The following is a 17972-nucleotide window of genomic DNA, read 5'->3' on the forward strand; positions in this document are numbered from 1 at the left end:
GAATATTATTTTTAGGATAAAAAAATCCAATTGTTCCACTGAGAGCAATTGGATTTTTTATGGAAATAACATTAGCATTGTTAATTTGGGGGCTTTACTTAAAAAAAGTAATCAAAATTAACAATGATTTTGGTATGCGGAAGCAAGTCTGCTAAACGTTCTTGTTCGGCTTCAGAAATGGGAACCTTGTAGAGCACAAGTTCTTCCAATAAGGACAAATTGCCAATTTCATCGGGCAAATAATCAATAGGATTATAGGTAAGATCTAGTCGCCTTAAATTTTGAAGTAAACCAATATTAGGAGGAAGTTCTTGGAGTTTGTTGTACGATAAATCCAATAATTCTAAGGCTGTCCAACCTTCAATTTCATCGGGTAGATAAAGCAATTGATTACGCACTAGGTGTAGATGTTGCAATTGATTCCAGTTCCCTACAGATCGAGGTAGGGTTTTTAGCTGGTTTCTAGACAAATCCAAATCCTGTAATCCCCTCCAATGACCGATTTCTGTAGGCAGCTTTCCTAGGTTATTATCTGCAAAATATAGCCTTTCTATCATCTCCCATTGTTGAATTTCAGCAGGTAGATCTTGAAGACGGTTTTTATTTAAGTTGAGTTGTTTGAGTTGCTGTAAGTCGAATAAAGGCTCTTCGATTTTGGTGAAATGATTATTGGCTAGATTTAATTGTTCTAAAGCTTCTAAATCCCTTAATTGAGGGGGCAATTGAGATAGTTTTCGATTCGACCAATTTAGGCTGTTGTTGGCAAATAGTTGGCAGTATTGAGCAAGTGACGGATCAGAAGAAGCTAACAATACTTGATAAGGGCGAAGTATTTCTAATAAATTAATGCCCATGCCTTGGGCGAGGTTGATCGCCAATTCAATATTATTGGAACAGCCGCTTTTTAGGAGCGCTATAAGCTGAGAATGTATATTGGATAGAACCATAAATGGCTTATAAATAAATCGGGCAAAAATTTTAGTGTTGGTAACTTAACCATAATCCAACAAAGATACAGACTAGTATGCGTCTATTCTAAAAAAAATAATTAAATTAGAAACTGATTTATCGATAATAGGACAAAAATCATCAAATGCAAAACCAAATCATTTAGTGTATTATCCTGATAAAATAATTGAAATCAAACAACTTCAACATTAAAATACCCTTACAAATGAATATTTTAGTCATCAATTGTGGAAGTTCGTCTATCAAGGCAGCTGTTGTGAATAATGAGAATGGAAATTTTTTATTAACGATGCTCATTGAGCGGGTATTGGATAAGCCCCTAATTCACATTAACGAAACCGCTATTGATTGTCCAGAATCTGGGCACGAAGCCGTTTTGAATTTTTCATTGCCTTTGATTCAGGATTATTTGGGAGCGCATGAGTTGAATGGTGTAGGACATAGGGTCGTGCATGGAGGAGATAAATTTGATGCCCCTGTTTTGATTGATGAAACAGTAGAAAATGCAATAAAGGAGGTCAGTGTTTTGGCTCCTTTGCACAATCCTGTTAATCTGCTGGGAATTACTGTTGCCCGCCAAATATTTGATAATTTGCCTCATGTTGCTGTATTTGATACTTCCTTTCATCAGACCATGCCCAAACGAGCGGTTGCTTATGCTTTGCCCAAACAGTTGAGAGAAAAGCATGAACTTCGCCGATATGGATTTCATGGGACAAGTCATGAATATGTAGCAGAGTTGGCGGCAGCGCACTTGCAGACAGAGCTAAATATGGTACGAATTATTACCTGTCATTTGGGAAGTGGTGCTAGTGTAGCAGCAGTAGAATATGGTCGTTCTGTTGAGACTTCTATGGGGATGACTCCATTAGAAGGTTTGATTATGGGGACACGCTCAGGTGATCTGGATCCTGGAATTTTGTTGCACATTGCTAGAGAAGAAGAATTGTCGATGAATGATTTAGATCAGTTGCTCAATAAAAAAAGTGGTTTGCTTGGGCTTTCTGGGATCAGTAATGATATGCGGGATATTATAGAAAAATCGACTGTTGGGGATGAAGATTGTCGTTTGGCTTTGCAGGTGTTTACCCATCGTTTGCGCAAATACATAGGAGCTTATGCGGCAGTTATGGGAGGAGTTGATGCAATTGTATTTACAGGAGGAATTGGCGAAAATAGCCCTGTTGTTCGACATAGAGCAACACAGCGACTGGATTTTTTAGGGGCTATTATTAATGAAGACAAAAATCAGGATATTAAATTATCTGCGGAGCAGCCTGTTCAAGAATTTTCGATGAACCATAGCCGAGTTAAGCTCTTGGCAATTAGAACCAATGAGCAATTTGCTATTGCAAAAGAAGCAGTTCGAATTATAGAAGAAAAAACAAAGGTAAACACTGTGCCTACAATCCCTATTGCTGTATCTGGACGACATATCCACTTAACGCAAGAAGCTGTAGATGCACTATTTGGACAAGGTTATGAATTAACAGAAAAAGCACCACTATCACAACCAGGGCAATTTGCTTGCAATGAGCAGGTAACAATTGTTGGACCTAAAAATCAGATTGAACGAGTGCGTGTGCTGGGGCCTACCCGCTCCAAAAATCAATTAGAAATATCGAGAACAGATGAATTTTTCTTGGGGGTAGATGCCCCTGTTCGAGCATCGGGGAAGGTAGAAAATACGCCTGGCATCAAGTTAGTTGGTCCCAATGGAGCCTATGTTATGCAAGAAGGTGTTATTTGCGCTTGGAGGCATATTCACATGACTCCTGAGGATGCTCAAACTTTTGCTGTGCAGGACAAAGATATTGTGGATGTGGAGGTTAGCAATGGCTTACGTCCCTTAACATTTGGCAATGTATTGGTCAGAGTATCGCCCAAATACAAGTTAGAAATGCATATTGATACAGACGAAGCTAATGCTGCTGAATTACCAAGGTATTCAGAGGGCGTATTAAACAAAACAGAAAGGAGTGCTCACCTTCTAAAAAAGAAGAAAAGGCACTGAAAAACAAGGTTTTATTAATTGTTTGTTAAATGGATTAAAAATTGGAACAACAATTGTAATATTATAAGAATAAGCAACGTTTTTAAGCTGTATTACATTTATTATGAGCTGCTTTTGATCATTTTTAAACTGTACTTTTAGTTAAAAAAACGCAATTAATTTTATCTTGATAATTAGTTTGTATCTTTAGTATACATTATTATAAAATGATGAGCCCTAATAAACTAATTTTAAACTTTAAATTAAAAATCATGAGGCTATTAACATCTGTTTTTGCATTAATCTTATTGATGTCTTATTCTGTTGTTGGACAAGATTTGGGAGTGGCACCAAGTATGGGAGCTCCTAATGCAACTAAAGCTGAGGATATCGCTATAAAATTAGATAAAACCACAGGAAAGATTGAATTGTTTAATCTACAACAAAATGTAGCAATTACACAAGAGTATGAATTAGATCACTTAGAACTAGAAATTTTTGATTCCAATGGAGAATATGCAGGATCTTTGGAGCTAAAAGATTTCTTGATTCCCCAAAATGAAGTCGATCAATCAGAAAAAGTAAAAGTTGCTAATATTCGTTTTAAACATACTGCTTCGGGGGAGGAATTGACCCTGTCAAACGTTGATTTTACCAAATAAATGCAGACCAATCGAGCATTTAAATATGGAGATGGTTTATTTGAAACGCTTCGGGTTCGTGATGGTAGAATATTGTATCTAAAAGATCATTTTATTCGGCTGTCCAATGGTTTAGACATTTTGAAAATGCAAAACCCAAATGCTCCTTTATCATTTGATGAATTTCAAAAAATCTTAACAGATTTTATACGTATACAAAGTGATACGAATCTTAGGATTCGTATCACTTTTTTTAGGCAAGAGGGTGGTCTATACAGCCCTCAACAACAGGATTATCACTACCAAATAGAAGCTACGGTTCTTCAAGATGCCCAATATAAGTTGAATACCCAAGGCTTAACCTTAGGAATTTGTACTGCGGTTCAACTGCCAATTGATCAGTTATCTAATTTAAAGACAATTAGTGCATTGCCTTATGTTCTGGCAGGTATAGAAAAGCAACAGGCTGGTTGGGATGATTGTTTTTTGATCAATTCAAAGGGGAACATTGCAGAATCTATTGCTGCTAATATTTTTATGGTGAAAGGACAACAAATCTACACACCAGCACTAACCGAGGGGTGCATAGCAGGAGTAATGCGTTGCCAAATTATTCGGTTGGCCAATAAATTAGGATTAAAACTAATTGAAACAAGCATTCAACAGGAAGATCTATTACAAGCAGATGAAATTTTCTTGACCAATGCTATTCGTGGTATTCAATGGGTAAAACAATTGGCTACATATCCTCATAAGTTTGGGTGTAGAGTTGCCAAGCAGTTGCTCGAACAAATTGAGTGCGAATTGTCCCATTTTTAATGAGAATCCATGCAAAAAAATGCTAAAAGGCAAAATATTATGTAGAAAATAATTCATAATTCACTCTATTAGTGTTATATTAAATAATTAGCCCCCTATTAGAAATTGATGTTAGTGTAGAGTCGTTATAGAACACTATTTTAAATTACATGAAGATAGTTTTTATGTGAAAAATAAATTTTAGTGTAATGTGTTTATAGACAGGTGTGTATAGGAAGAGAAGAACAAAATTTCTAACTTGCAAAAAGTAAAACCACCATATTTTATAGTAGAAAAGACCCCTTTATTATGGATTTAGATACAATAGATTCACATTTTCAAGATGTCAAAAATGTTGAGAATATCCCCATTGATCGACAGGTTTTACAAGTATTGGCTAAACACGGAACATTAACAGCCGAAGAACTTCAGTTAACTTACCAACAGAGTTCACTTTACCCTAAAAAAATAGAATGGCTAAATATTGCTTATCGTTTTTTTATGGGAGCAGGCTTATTGCTATTGCTTTCAGGGATTGTCTTTTTCTTTGCTTATAACTGGAGTGGATTGCACAAGTTTGCCAAATTAGGGCTTGTTGAATCAGGAATTATTATTATTGGCATTGCTTTGCTAAGTACAAAGACCTCAGACTTTGTGCTAAAGTTAGGGCTTACAGCAATTTCTGTTTTGGTTGGAGTTGCTTTTGCTGTATTTGGTCAGATTTATCAAACGGGGGCAGATGCCTATGATTTTTTTCTGGGGTGGACTTTTTTTGTAACAGCATGGGTGGCTATTTCTAGTTTTCCATTTTTATGGATCTTTTATTTGATGTTGATTAACATCACTACGCTGCTTTATTTTGAACAGGTGCAACTCTCCACAGAAACCTCTACCTTATTCTTTATTTTTGGTCTACTTAATGTATTGGCTTTGGCAATTTGGGAGTATGTCATCCAAGGAGATAGAAAAAATTGGGTGCAGATTTTGTGTACTCGGTTAATCGGGGTTGCCATTGCTCTAATCTTGACAAATGCTGTGATTTATACTATTTTTGATACACAAGATACAATTTTTGCTTGGTTAAATGTTGTGCTGTATGTAGGGGGTATGGTTATGGTAAAAATTTATTACAACGATCAAATTAGAGATATTGGATTTGTTACAATAGGAGCCATTTCTTTACTGGTGATTGGCAATGCGCTGGTGCTAAAAACGTTAGACAGTGGCTCAGGTGATTTCATCGGAATCTTCCTTTTATTGGGGATTGCCAATATAGTGGTTACCGTTGTATTAGTGATGAAACTAATACAATTAAGCAAGGATTGGAATCCAGAACAAGTCGATTTGTCAAACCATAAAATAGAGGCAACAGATGAGCAAGAAAAATAAAATGGGGTTAGTAGATCTATTGGAATGGTATAAAGAAGAAGGAATAAACCCTAAGCTTAATACGAAGGCTTTCCAGAGGGAGTATCATGACTCGGCGGCTAAAAAAACACCTATTTTAGTTCAGGTATTAATGTTTATTGGCTCAATATTAGGGGCGATATTCTTTTTGGGATTTATGGCATTAAGTGAAGTTTTCCAATCTGAAATTTTTATTCTAATAACGGGGCTAATCATTGCCATTGTTGGGCTTACAATTCCTTATCAATCTAAACAAGAAGCAACTGCTGAACCTGTAGGAATGGCTTTGTTAATCGTAGGCTGTACTTTATTTACAATAGGTTTTATAAGCTATGGAAATAATAGTTTCTTTACTTTTTTGATCTTATCTCTGATAACCTCTATCATAGTTGTTGTGATAGCGGGGAGTCATTTGCAAAAAATTTCAGCGGTTTTGTGTGCAAATTTATGTGCTTATTGGCTCATTTGGGAAATGAATTGGGGAGTTGGTTATAACTTTTTAGTCTTGTTAAATGCCTCTATTGCCACAATTGCTTGGTTAAAAGAACCTCAAATATTAGCGCAACAGTCTCGTTTGGGACAATGGTATGCTGCGATACTCAATGGTTGTTCGATTTCTATGATAGCAGTACTAGTCGGTTCTGTTAATATTTACCAGAATTACCATTGGGATGGAGTAACAATAAACCCGAGTTATTGGTGGCTCTCTTCCATTTTATTAGTTGCATTGGTTTTGTGGACGTTAAGTGAAACGTTAGATCGAGTCGGCGAGAAAAATAAAAAAATTCCAATTTTGCTAGGAGCAGGTATTGCTTTATTGGTTCTGATCCAAGCACCTGGTATTGTGGCGGGGATTTTGTTGTTATTTTTGGGTGTTTATTCAAGCTATTATCTATTTGCTGGGCAAGGAATTTTAGCCATCTTCTTTTTTACAGGAATGTTCTATTATAATATGGAAACCACCCTATTGCTTAAATCCATATTAATGGTTAGTGCAGGGCTTATTTTTTTAGCCTTAGGTTATGGTATAAAAAGAGTATATGATCAGGATCGCACACTAAATTCAACGTTATGAAAGGGTATAAAAGAATTATTTTTATCGTTAATTTATTGGCCGTGCTCGTTGTTTTTAATTGGATGATTCTTCAAAAGGAACATACGATTAATAATGGAGAACTAGTTTTGCTAGAATTGTATCCGTTGGATCCCCGCTCTTTGATGCAAGGAGATTATATGAATTTGCGTTATGAAATGACTCGTCAATGGAATTTAAATGATTCTATACCAACAAGAGGTTATTGTATTTTAAGGAAAGGGAGCAATAATATAGGGAGTTTTGAACGTTTACAAAGTAGCAGAACGCCTTTAGCATCCAATGAATTAGCAATTAAATATTATAGAACTGCTCATTTTGTGAAGATTGGGGCAGAATCATTTTTGTTTGAGGAGGGACAAGCAGAGACCTATGAACAGGCTAAATATGGAGGACTAAAAGTCGAGCCTAATGGTTCAGCGGTTTTGGTAGGGTTATACGATGCAAGCGGTACAAAAATTATCAGTAATTATGATATAGAGTAGGCATGAAGGAAGATTTTTTGAATCAAAATTATAAGGATAAGGATACAGACGGTGCGTTCAAACGTGTTTTTGATCTGTCTCCTGATGCTATGCTGAAGATTAGAACAGCAGATTTTAGATTAATTGCAGCTAATCAGCAGGCCTGCCATTTATATGGCTATACTAATAGCGAGTTTGGTGCCTCAGAGATTAATGACTTGGGATTGGATGAAATGGTTTTGCAAAAAATCATAGAGGTATCTAGTGATTATGCTATTGGTCAAATTATAGAACTAGAAGGGGTTAGTAAACAAAAGAATGGCACCTTATTTCCCGTGCAGATTCGATACTGTAAAACGGATGAAAAATATGCATTAGCGGTCATTAGAAGACTGTCTACATCACAAGAAATAAAAACGGTCAATGCTAACTTTTCAAAGGTTTTGGCACTTAAGGAACAGCAAAATAAAAAGCTCCAACTCAATAGAGATATTTTGAGATTGGTTACCCAGCATCAGCCTTTACCAGATGTTTTGGATGCTATGGCTCAACGCCTAGAAGATTTGGTAGAGGGGATGAAGGTGGCGATACTTTTGTTAGAGGGGGCTCAACTTTTTGTTGGGGCAGCTCCTACTTTGCCCAAGAAATTCTTGGATGCTCTTGATGGAATTCATGTAGGTCCTTATAGTGTTCCTTGTGCTCATGCTGTTTATTTTAAGAAGCAGATTATCATTGAGAATATAGAGACTGACCCAACTTGTATGAATTGCAGAGATTTTTGCTTAATGCATGATGTAAGGGCTTGTTGGTCAACTCCTATTATCTCTTCTGAGGGGCTTGTTTTGGGAACATTTGCTATGTGTTGGGCAGAGCCTCAAAAAACTACGACCGAGACGCTAGACTTAATTACTATGGCGATAAACTTGGCAGAAATAGCGATTGAGCAGAGTTATTATCAAGAAAGTCTCACAGCAATCAATGAAGAGTACATTCTTCAAAACAAAGAATTAGAACTGGCTAAATTACAACTAGAAGAAGATAAAAAAATAGTACTTGATCGAGAACATAAGTTGAAGGAAGGGCAGCGTTTGTCCAAAGTTGGGAGCTGGGAGTTTAATTTTAAAACTAGAGAATTGATTTGGTCTGAGGAGCAGTATCGTATCTATGAACTAACAGGTATTGCTAGTGTTGAATTGTATGATGCATATCAGGCTAGAATTCACCCAGAAGATAGAGAAATAAAAAAAACGGCTTATCGTAATTCAATTAATGGTAGCAAGAGGTTCAATTATGAACATCGTATTGTAACAGGCGATGGACAGACTAAATATATATTGGGCGTTGGTAAGCTAGAAACCAACGATTCGGGAGAACCTCTTTTTTTAAAAGGAACGGATCAGGATGTAACCGAATTAAAATTGGCTCAACAGGCAGCTTGGGAAAATGAATTCAAATTAAATGAGTTGATGTCTAATATTAACGAAATTGTATTTATTGTTGATCTTAGAGATAGTACTCAATATGATAATCCCATTACTTACATTAATGGCGATACCGTTGAAATTTTTGGATATACACACCAAGAATTAAAAGACATCGTTAACTTATGGGTAGATCGTATTCATCCTGAAGATCTTCAATCTGTTATAGAAAAAAGCGAAATACTGCATCAATACAAAAGACAAGTAACTAGAGAATATCGGTTTAAACACAAAAAAGGGCATTATTTATGGATCGAAGATAATATTTCGATAGGGGGAAATGATGATAAATACTCTAAATTGTATGGGAGTGCTCGTGATATTACCAAACGTAAAAAATCAGAAGCGGCTTTATTAGAAAGTAAAGAGCGGTTGCAGTTGGCAACCCAAGCTGCAAAATTGGGAAGTTATGATTGGCGGGTAAAAGAGAATTACATACATTGGGACGATAGAATGTATGAGATCTTCGGCTTAGATAGAAAGCCCGAAATAAAGGATAAGCGGAGTTATGTTATGTCTGTTATGCATCCAGATGATCGAGAACGCATAAACAAGGCTTTTGCAAAAAACTTGGTATCCAGTGATGTCCTTATCAATTTTAAGAATGAGTATAGAATTGTATTAAATGAAAAAAACAGATACATAGAAAGTTATGTGATCTTTTTTAGAGATCGAAAAGGAAGGGTAGATCGTGTAATCGGAACTTGTTTGGATGTAACGGAACGGAAGGAAGCCGAGGCGCTTTTGATTTCTAATGAAGAAAAGGATGTATTGCTTAAAGAGATTCATCATAGAGTAAAAAATAATTTACAAGTTATTACCAGCCTTTTGAGTTTGCAATCCAGTTATTTGGCTAGTAATGAGCAAAGGAAGCTTTTTACAGATAGTCAGTACAGGATTAATTCAATGGCAATGGTACACGAAATGCTTTACCAGTCTGACAATCTCTCTAAAGTGGATTATCAAGATTATTTAAGCGAATTGAGTCAGTTTTTGATTCGTTCTGTAAAAGGAAGCTCCAATAATATCCATTTGATTTTAGATGTGCCTAAAATGAGCTTAGGAATAGATACTGCGATTCCCCTTGGTCTCTTGATTAATGAGGTGTTAACAAATTCACTTAAGTATGGAGTTCAGGGAAATGATAAAGGAACCATTAGCATCAAAATAAGGAGAAAAATCAATGACAAAAGCGAAAAGCCATCGTTTGTCTTAGAAATAGGTGATGATGGAGCAGGCTACCCCGATACCATTAATTTTAGAAATTCAAACTCACTGGGGTTAAAATTAATTCATAACTTAACCCGCCAATTAGAGGGAACCTTAGAGAAAGATAATACTCGAAAAGGAACCAATTACATCATCTGTTTTAACGAAATATAATGTTATACTTTCTGTTTTGTCTACTTTTTGCTGTTACGGCTGCCGCCAATCCCATAGAGCCTATTATTGTTACGGAGCAAACATTACAGATAAATGGAGAACAGCGATTTTTCTTTGCTTTTGAGGCAGGAGATGAGATGCTTATTGATTTATCAATGCTTAAAGGAAAATCAATAAAAGAATTCGAAATCTTAAAATACCCTGAGTCTAGCAAATTTCAAACGTTGCATTTAGAAGAACTTAACGGGAAAAAAATTCGAGTTTTTGATCGAGCTGTCTATGAGTTTAGGCTCAAATCAGGAGGAGCCAAACGATTAAGGTTTAAAATTCAGCGAGTTCCCTATTCTAGTGCTCGAATTAATTTTGATACGCATGTCAAATGGAAAACTGTTACGGATAGTATTCGTCGAAATTATAGTGAAAAAATTAATGTAATTTACGATACAACCTACCTTACCAAATACCGCAAAGTGCTCCAAAAAACTAATCTCAACGTTATTGATGTTGCCAACCAAGAAGAGCGGGTACATTCTAGAACAAATCTAACGAATGACAATGTCAATACCCTAACATTTAATTTGCCTCCATCTAAAAAAGAATTGTTGTTTGAAAAAAAAGTTATTGGCTGGGCTTATTGGATCGGGGTAGGTCAAGAAGGAACAGAAAATTATAATCGAGAATTAAAAAAATTCTTACAAACAGCAGCAACCAAAGTAGTCACTAAAAATTTATTGGCAGGATTGGCATTGGGGATATATGCAGTGACGCTTAATCCTCCTAAGGGGGAAAATATTCATTATGAATTGACGGTTCAGCATAAACAAAAAAATCAACAAGTTGCAAAGGGGAATATAACCTCAACATTTGGTAGAGAATTACAGTTCTTAGAGGGCAAAGTAATTGTAAAATTGGATAATGACAATTTTATCAATGGCTTGAATGTAAAGGTGAAAATATCAGCGGTAGTAGAAGAACAATACTACAGAATGGAAGGTTATCAAGTCCGTCAAATTACACCAATAGAATTAAAAAATATTAAAGGAAGAGTGGTGCTTAGAAAACGAGAGGTGCCTGTTATTAATGCTTGGTAAATAGGAAAAATACAAAGGGTTGGTCAAAGGGTTGGTCAAAGGGTTGGTCAAAGGGTTGGGGCAAACCAATGTGTTTGCCCCAACCCTTTATCCCAACCCTTTTTTTAAATATAAACTTCAAAAAACGAACGAATTAATTTTCGCTCTAATGCTTTGGGATCTTTAGCAAAGGCACCAGTTGGGCGATTGGCTAAAATGACATTTAATGCAAGTGCACGATGTCCTAATATGCTAGCCAGTCCATAAATGGCAGACGTTTCCATTTCTAAATTGGTTAGATGCAAATTGTCGTATTCAAATGGTTCTACCAAATTGAACAAATCGGGAACAATACTTTTAGCTCGAATCATTCTGTTTTGAGGCGCATAAAAGCCTGTTGCCGTTGCTGTAATGCCATGTCGCCATTCTGCTCCTTGAAAGAGATCAATTAATTGTTGTGATGCATGGCTATAAGTTGGAGTGATGGGAAAATCAAAATTAAGTTCCTTCAAAAATCCATTAAAACTAGATTGGAGTCCTTGAGCTTTCTGGTTGAGTTGTTGGTGGTAAAATAGCATTAGCCCATCAAAGCCAATTCCATAATCAGCGGCTACCAAACTTTCTACAGGAAGGTCGCTGCGAATCGCACCAGAGGTACCGAGACGAATCAGATTGAGCGTACGGTGTTGCTCTTTGAGCATTCGAGTTTCAAAATCAACATTGACCAACGCATCCAGCTCATTAATAACAATGTCTATATTGTCCACACCAATTCCTGTTGCTAGGCAGGTGATTCGTTGATTGCCAATACGTCCTGTTGAGGTAATAAATTCTCGTTTTTGCTTGGTAAATTCTATGCTGTCAAAATGTTTGGTGACTTTGGCAACACGTTGCGGATCACCAACAAGAATAACCGTATCGGCAATATCTTCTGGACGAATTCCCAAGTGATAAATACTACCATCTGGATTTATAATGAGGTCAGCGTTTTTTAATGCTTGCATAATCTATTTATTTCAAAATGAATATTTGATATTGCCTTTCTATTGAATGAATAGAAAGGTATCAAACAATTTTATCTGTTTACAGTCAAGCTACAAAGATAGGAAACAAAAGACGGTGAAACAAAAAAAATATAGATTGAGCAGGGAAGGAGCAAAGATTAGAAAAATCTTAGAAGTTGTTTAAAAATGGAGTTTTGCTGATAATGAGTACTAATTTTTAGATAAACAAGGCATGAGCATAGCGAACTGCGCAGGCTTATAGCTAGAGCTATAATCGTTAAGCATATTTGCTCCATAGCAGCGCTATGGAGCAAATTTTTAACGCCGAGTAGCTAAAAATTAGCTTTAGCTTCGCTGATTTTACAATTCATTAGCGATGTAAGGCTATTCTTAAACAACTTCTTAGTCTGCTCTTAAAGCTTGTTAATGGAATTGCGCTTAGATTCTTCCAACAAAACTAAAATTCGATCTACTTTCTCTTGCAGTTGAGTTACATCCTCCTTTATCAGGCTAACCTGCTCTTCCAAATCATCGTTATTATCACTTACCATAGCGTCTACAAAAATAGAATTGACGATGGATAAGCCAATGACTCCTCCAAAGACCAAAATGGTTACAAAGTAGAACTTGGTGAAAAAGCATTGAATGGTACTTAATTCGCCATTTGCTGTAATTTCATCAGGAATTGTATTCCAGCCCTCAATCGTAAAGACCTTAAACATGCTATAATAAGAAACAATTGGATCTTTAAAATATTCAGGGGCGATATTTTGGTACATATAACAAGACAGGATTGACATAATAAAGATAAAGAGAAAGAAGCCAACCAAAACCATAAAAGAAGCCCTTAAGGCTTCTCGTATAGAGCGAAAAATATGTTCTACCTGTGGAAAAAATTGAATGAATCTAAAAAACTTAAACACCCTGAATACTCTAAATACCAGCAAGAAACCAATATTAGCGGCTGTTGTATCTACAAATATTCTTGCTAATAAGGGAGGGAGGGAAAGTAAAATGAGTAAGACATCAAATTTATTCCAGGTAGGTTTTAGGTATTCTTTTAATCCAAAATGCCGACTTTTTATAAACACCTCTATTAAGAAACAAACAGAGATGAAATCATCAATCATCATCAAGACATAATGTGTTTTTGTCCCGATTGTTTGGGCAGAAAAACCTTGAAGAAAGATAATAATGGCATTGATAGAAATCAATAACAATATTATTTTATCATTTAAAAATATCTTTTTGAGCGGATTCATTAGTGTTGAATATAGTACTATTTTGTTTCAATGATATAAATGAATTGGGCTGCTTTTACTATCGGGGGTGTTTTTAGTAGCGCTATAACCTACCTTTTCGAGAAAGGCTGATTATTAGACAAACTAACAAAGCTAGATTAGCTGACGCATAGCTTGATCAAGCGTTCGCTGTAGATTTAGCGTTACAAAGATATGAAAAAAAATGAAATGGTGAACGGTAGCTTTAGCCACGGTTCACCATTAGAAAATAGTATCTTAAAAGAAAAAACTCAAACTAGGTCTGAATGATTCCTGGATTAAATTTATCGACAGGAGCATTATTGGCTGCTTCAATCCCTTGAGAAATTACCTTACGTGTTTCTAGAGGATCAATGATTGCATCAACCCACAAGCGAGAAGCGGCATAATAAGGCGTTGTTTGTTTGTCGTAACGTGCTGTAATATCGTCCAATAGCTTCTTTTCTTCTTCAGGAGAAACTTCTTCACCTTTTGATTTTTGAGAAGCTGTTTGGATTTGCAGCAATACCTTTGCAGCTTGCGAACCACCCATAACAGCAATTTTTGCCGTTGGCCAAGCAACAATTAGGCGAGGATCATAAGCTTTGCCACACATGGCATAATTTCCTGCACCGTACGAATTCCCCATTACAATTGAAAATTTAGGAACGGTAGAATTGGATACAGCCGAAACCATTTTTGCACCATCTTTGATGATTCCTCCATGTTCAGAGCGAGTACCCACCATAAATCCAGTAACGTCATGCAAAAATACCAATGGAATTTTCTTTTGGTTACAATTCATGATAAAACGAGCTGCCTTATCGGCAGAGTCAGAATAGATAACCCCACCAAATTGCACTTCGCCTTTGGCATTTTTTACAACTTGACGATTGTTCACAACAATTCCAACTGCCCAGCCATCAATACGAGCATAGGCACAAATAATTGTTTGCCCATAGCCTTTTTTGTACTCTGTAAATTCAGAATTATCAACCAAGCGCTTTAAGACCTCTTTGGTATTATAGGGCTTTGAACGTTCCGCAGGTAAAATACCATATAATTCCTTAGGATCTTCTTTGGGTAATTGAGGCGTTTCTCTAGAAAAACCAGCTTTTTCAAAAGTGCCAAATTTATCTACCAAATCCTTGATGGTGTCTAAGCAAGTTTTATCATCAGGCATTTTATAATCGGTAACGCCCGAAATTTCGCTTTGAGTAGTTGCGCCACCCAATGTTTCTTTGTCTACCGTTTCTCCAATTGCAGCTTTTACCAAGTAAGGACCAGCCAAGAAGATAGAGCCCGTGCGTTCAACAATTAGTGCTTCATCTGACATAATTGGCAAATAAGCACCGCCTGCTACGCAGCTTCCCATAATCGCAGCGATTTGAGGGATGCCCATACTTGACATTTGGGCATTGTTGCGAAAAATACGACCAAAATGTTCTTTATCTGGAAAAATTTCATCTTGCAAAGGAAGAAAAACACCCGCAGAGTCTACCAAATAGATCGTAGGCAAGCGATTTTCCATTGCAATTTCTTGAAAACGTAGATTTTTTTTGCCTGTAATAGGGAACCAAGCTCCTGCTTTTACCGTAGCATCATTGGCAATGATCATGCATTGGCGACCACGAACATAACCAATACCACCTACAACACCTCCAGCAGGGCAGCCACCATATTCAGCATACATCTCATGTCCTGCAAAAGCACCAATCTCTAAAAAATCTGTATCTTCATCAATCAAATAATTGATTCGCTCACGAGCAGTCATTTTGCCTTTTTTGTGTAGCTTATCAATTCGCATTTGTCCACCACCTAAACCAATGTTTTTGAGCATACGGCGCATTTTTGCGACTTCTAGCTTGTTGGTGTCCTCATTTCTATTAAATTCTAAATCAATTTTTATTGGTGTTTCCATATTGTATAATTAGTAGTAAGCATTGGGAAGAATTTATTTTAGGATAGGCAAAGATAGAATTTTTTGTCAAAAAGTAAATAGGAGGACTGTTATAAATTGTATTGGGATACTTAGTCTACCAATGAACTATTCGAGGAGTATTGGGGTTCTGTCTTTAGGTATTGCACGAATAAATCAAAAATAATGAAGCATAGAGGGAAACATTCGAATGATGATAAAAATTTTGGACTGAAATGGCACACTACTTTTGCAGAAGCTGCACAAGATTTGTCTTTTTTGTTGGGACGAAAATATGGAGAGAAATCTGCCTTGGCTTTGGTTGGGAATCGTTATCAACTCAATAAAAGGCAACAACGTGCTTTGAGTCTGATTAGCTGTCCTTATGACAAAATAAACACTAGAAACTCAAAACGCTTGTCTGCCAATCATCTAGAAAATAAAACGGTTGTTATAGATGGATATAATTTACTGATTACAATCGAAGTGGCTTTGTCTGGTGGTTATCTATTTGTGGGGCAAGACGGTTGTATTCGAGATATTGCTAGTGTGCATGGTACTTACAAGAAAGTGGAGGAAACAATCCCTGCCCTGAAATTGATCGATGAGGCATTAAAAGAGTTGAAGGTTGCTCACGTAAAGTGGTATTTTGATGCTCCTGTATCAAATAGTGGACGTTTAAAAACATTACTGTATGCATTGGCAGAGGAGCGAGCTTCTAATTGGGAGGTAGAATTGGTCTACAACCCAGATACAACATTAATCCAACAAAATAATATCTGCATTACAGCCGATAGTTGGATTTTGGATGAAGTAGCTGCTTATTTTGATTTGGCGGGCTACCTGATTGCTCAAAAAATACCAGATGCGAGAATTTTAAATTTCTTTGAAGAGAAATAAGAGAAGCATTCTCTACCTTTTGTAGCGTTCTAAAAGAATTTTAAAAAAAAATAAAAAAAATGTTGCCCTTGCAGTAGCTTGGAAATGAATTAGAAAGCAAAAAAGTGTGCAATTTTTCTAAAAAAAAAGACATTTTTTTAATCCAAAAATTTGCAGATTTAAAAAAGGGTCGTATATTTGCATCGCAGTCAACGAAATGGTTGCACTAATAATAAGGAAGTTTGGCAGAGCGGTTGAATGCACCAGTCTTGAAAACTGGCGTGGGTTAATAGCCTACCGGGGGTTCGAATCCCTCAACTTCCGCACGAAAGAGCCGCAAATAGCTACATCAGCTGTTTGCGGTTTCTCCTTTTTTAAGACCTTATCTCTGCTGTTTTCTCCAGAACAGAGGGGTAAAAAAAAATGCAAGACTCAAAGAAAGATCCTACCGCTATTAATATAATAGTAGCCCTCAGGATCGCTCAACGCATCAAATCCACCTACATTCGCTATAAATCGTTGCAGGAGTACAAAAACTTTATCGACCGATTTGAGGAATATCTAAAGCTCAAAGAACTGGATGATTTAAAAATTTCGGAATTTACGAAAGCTCATGCCATTCGATATTTGGACGATGTGCTATTGACCAGAAAAGTAAATGCCCAAACTCGGAACAATTATATGCGGGCCATGAAAGCGTTGTTTTATACCCTAGCAGAACGAGACTATATTGAGGTCAATCCTTTTGCTGCGATCAAAACGCTAAAAGAAACACAGAAAAAACGGCGCACTTTTACCTATTCCGAAAAGCAAACGATTATACAGTATATAAAGCAGGATAACAAAGAATTGCTTTTAGCCGTTTGCTTGTGTTATTATTGTGCTATTCGCCCAGCGGAATTGCGTCGGCTGAAGGTTGGTAATCTTGATCTCAAAATTGGATTAATCCAGATGGATGGGAGCCAAACCAAGAATAAAGAAAATGCAACGATTACGATTCCGAAAGTTCTCCTTCCTCTTCTGAACTCCTACCACTTGAACAGCTATCCCAAAAGTTGGTATTTATTTGGAGCTGGCGCACTAAAGCCTGCTGCTAATCCTTGTGGCCGTGATACCATTTCTAAAAAACATAAGCGGGTGATTAAAAATTTGCACCTGTACGGCTTCCTAAAAGATGTGGAAGGGAAAACCTTCTACAGTTGGAAAGATACCGCTGCACGGGATCTGATAGAGCAGGGGCTAAACATCATGGATCTAAAGCAACATTTTCGCCACAAAGAACTGGCAACAACTCAAAGATATTTGCAAGCTTATGGGGGAGTTAATGACAGTATTCGTGACATGGAAAATAAGATTTTCTAAAAACTGTGAAACGTGGGAAGTTTAAAAACTGCCAAAATAGTCCGATAAGTCCGACAGCACCTTGCAAGTTATTGATTTACAGTTAATTGTGAAGGTTTTTTTTGTCGGACTTAAAAATGGGTAGTCCGACGTGATTCTATAAGTAGTTGATTTGTAATGAGTTGGGAGTCGGGGCAGGGTTTGCCATTTTAGTCCGACACTTCGAAGGCAGTCCGACACTTTTCCGAAAAAAGAGGAATATTGCTCTGATA

At 36.6% G+C, this 17972-nt stretch carries 14 protein-coding genes and 1 tRNA gene; 11 read left to right on the top strand and 4 right to left on the bottom strand.

Annotation, left to right across the window (positions count from 1 at the left end):
* Window positions 1-98 precede the first annotated feature (98 nt).
* Window positions 99-947: a leucine-rich repeat domain-containing protein gene (locus tag AsAng_RS03570; protein WP_264791412.1), complete on the bottom strand. Its 849-nt coding sequence runs from the start codon at window positions 945-947 to the stop codon at window positions 99-101.
* A 227-nt stretch (window positions 948-1174) separates the two neighbouring features.
* On the opposite strand from AsAng_RS03570, the gene AsAng_RS03575 reads away from it, so the two are divergent.
* From AsAng_RS03575 to AsAng_RS03610, 8 genes are all read left to right on the top strand, one after another.
* Entirely contained in the window at window positions 1175-2983 is a 1809-nt protein-coding gene (locus tag AsAng_RS03575) for an acetate/propionate family kinase (RefSeq protein WP_264791413.1), read from the top strand.
* A gap of 251 nt (window positions 2984-3234) precedes the next feature.
* The gene (locus tag AsAng_RS03580) at window positions 3235-3624 is read left to right on the top strand and encodes a hypothetical protein (protein ID WP_264791414.1); all 390 of its coding nucleotides are present in this window, start codon (window positions 3235-3237) and stop codon (window positions 3622-3624) included.
* Window positions 3625-4422, top strand: a complete 798-nt coding sequence (locus AsAng_RS03585; protein ID WP_264791415.1) for an aminotransferase class IV — start codon at window positions 3625-3627, stop codon at window positions 4420-4422.
* Between the two features lie 288 nt (window positions 4423-4710).
* Window positions 4711-5790 carry a DUF2157 domain-containing protein gene (locus AsAng_RS03590; protein ID WP_264791416.1) on the top strand — a complete coding sequence of 360 codons (1080 nt, stop codon included), beginning with the start codon at window positions 4711-4713 and terminating at the stop codon, window positions 5788-5790.
* On the top strand, window positions 5774-6883 hold the full coding sequence (locus tag AsAng_RS03595) for a DUF4401 domain-containing protein (protein ID WP_264791417.1): 1110 nt from the start codon (window positions 5774-5776) through the stop codon (window positions 6881-6883). The genes AsAng_RS03590 and AsAng_RS03595 overlap by 17 nt, the downstream gene beginning before the upstream one ends.
* Window positions 6880-7386 (top strand): GDYXXLXY domain-containing protein, encoded by a 507-nt coding sequence (locus AsAng_RS03600; protein WP_264791418.1) that lies wholly within the window; start codon window positions 6880-6882, stop codon window positions 7384-7386. Before AsAng_RS03595 ends, AsAng_RS03600 begins: the two co-directional genes overlap by 4 nt.
* Before the next feature lie 2 nt (window positions 7387-7388).
* Window positions 7389-10229 carry a PAS domain-containing protein gene (locus tag AsAng_RS03605; protein ID WP_264791419.1) on the top strand — a complete coding sequence of 947 codons (2841 nt, stop codon included), beginning with the start codon at window positions 7389-7391 and terminating at the stop codon, window positions 10227-10229.
* Window positions 10229-11320, top strand: coding sequence for a hypothetical protein (locus AsAng_RS03610; RefSeq protein WP_264791420.1), 1092 nt, complete (start codon window positions 10229-10231; stop codon window positions 11318-11320). The genes AsAng_RS03605 and AsAng_RS03610 overlap by 1 nt, the downstream gene beginning before the upstream one ends.
* Before the next feature lie 104 nt (window positions 11321-11424).
* On the opposite strand, the gene AsAng_RS03615 is transcribed toward AsAng_RS03610, so the two are convergent.
* From AsAng_RS03615 to AsAng_RS03625, 3 genes are all read right to left on the bottom strand, one after another.
* Window positions 11425-12303, bottom strand: a complete 879-nt coding sequence (locus AsAng_RS03615) for a nucleoside phosphorylase (RefSeq protein WP_264791421.1) — start codon at window positions 12301-12303, stop codon at window positions 11425-11427.
* Between the two features lie 413 nt (window positions 12304-12716).
* Window positions 12717-13565: an ion transporter gene (locus tag AsAng_RS03620; RefSeq protein ID WP_264791422.1), complete on the bottom strand. Its 849-nt coding sequence runs from the start codon at window positions 13563-13565 to the stop codon at window positions 12717-12719.
* A 274-nt stretch (window positions 13566-13839) separates the two neighbouring features.
* Entirely contained in the window at window positions 13840-15465 is a 1626-nt protein-coding gene (locus tag AsAng_RS03625; RefSeq protein ID WP_407655324.1) for an acyl-CoA carboxylase subunit beta, read from the bottom strand.
* Between the two features lie 201 nt (window positions 15466-15666).
* On the opposite strand from AsAng_RS03625, the gene AsAng_RS03630 reads away from it, so the two are divergent.
* From AsAng_RS03630 to AsAng_RS03640, 3 genes are all read left to right on the top strand, one after another.
* Entirely contained in the window at window positions 15667-16380 is a 714-nt protein-coding gene (locus AsAng_RS03630; protein ID WP_264791424.1) for a DUF434 domain-containing protein, read from the top strand.
* A 215-nt stretch (window positions 16381-16595) separates the two neighbouring features.
* Window positions 16596-16683: transfer RNA gene (locus AsAng_RS03635), tRNA-Ser, on the top strand.
* Between the two features lie 99 nt (window positions 16684-16782).
* Window positions 16783-17721, top strand: coding sequence for a tyrosine-type recombinase/integrase (locus AsAng_RS03640; RefSeq protein WP_264791425.1), 939 nt, complete (start codon window positions 16783-16785; stop codon window positions 17719-17721).
* The last annotated feature ends 251 nt before the right edge of the window (window positions 17722-17972 follow it).

This window comes from Aureispira anguillae (genome assembly GCF_026000115.1).
Lineage (GTDB): Bacteria > Bacteroidota > Bacteroidia > Chitinophagales > Saprospiraceae > Aureispira > Aureispira anguillae.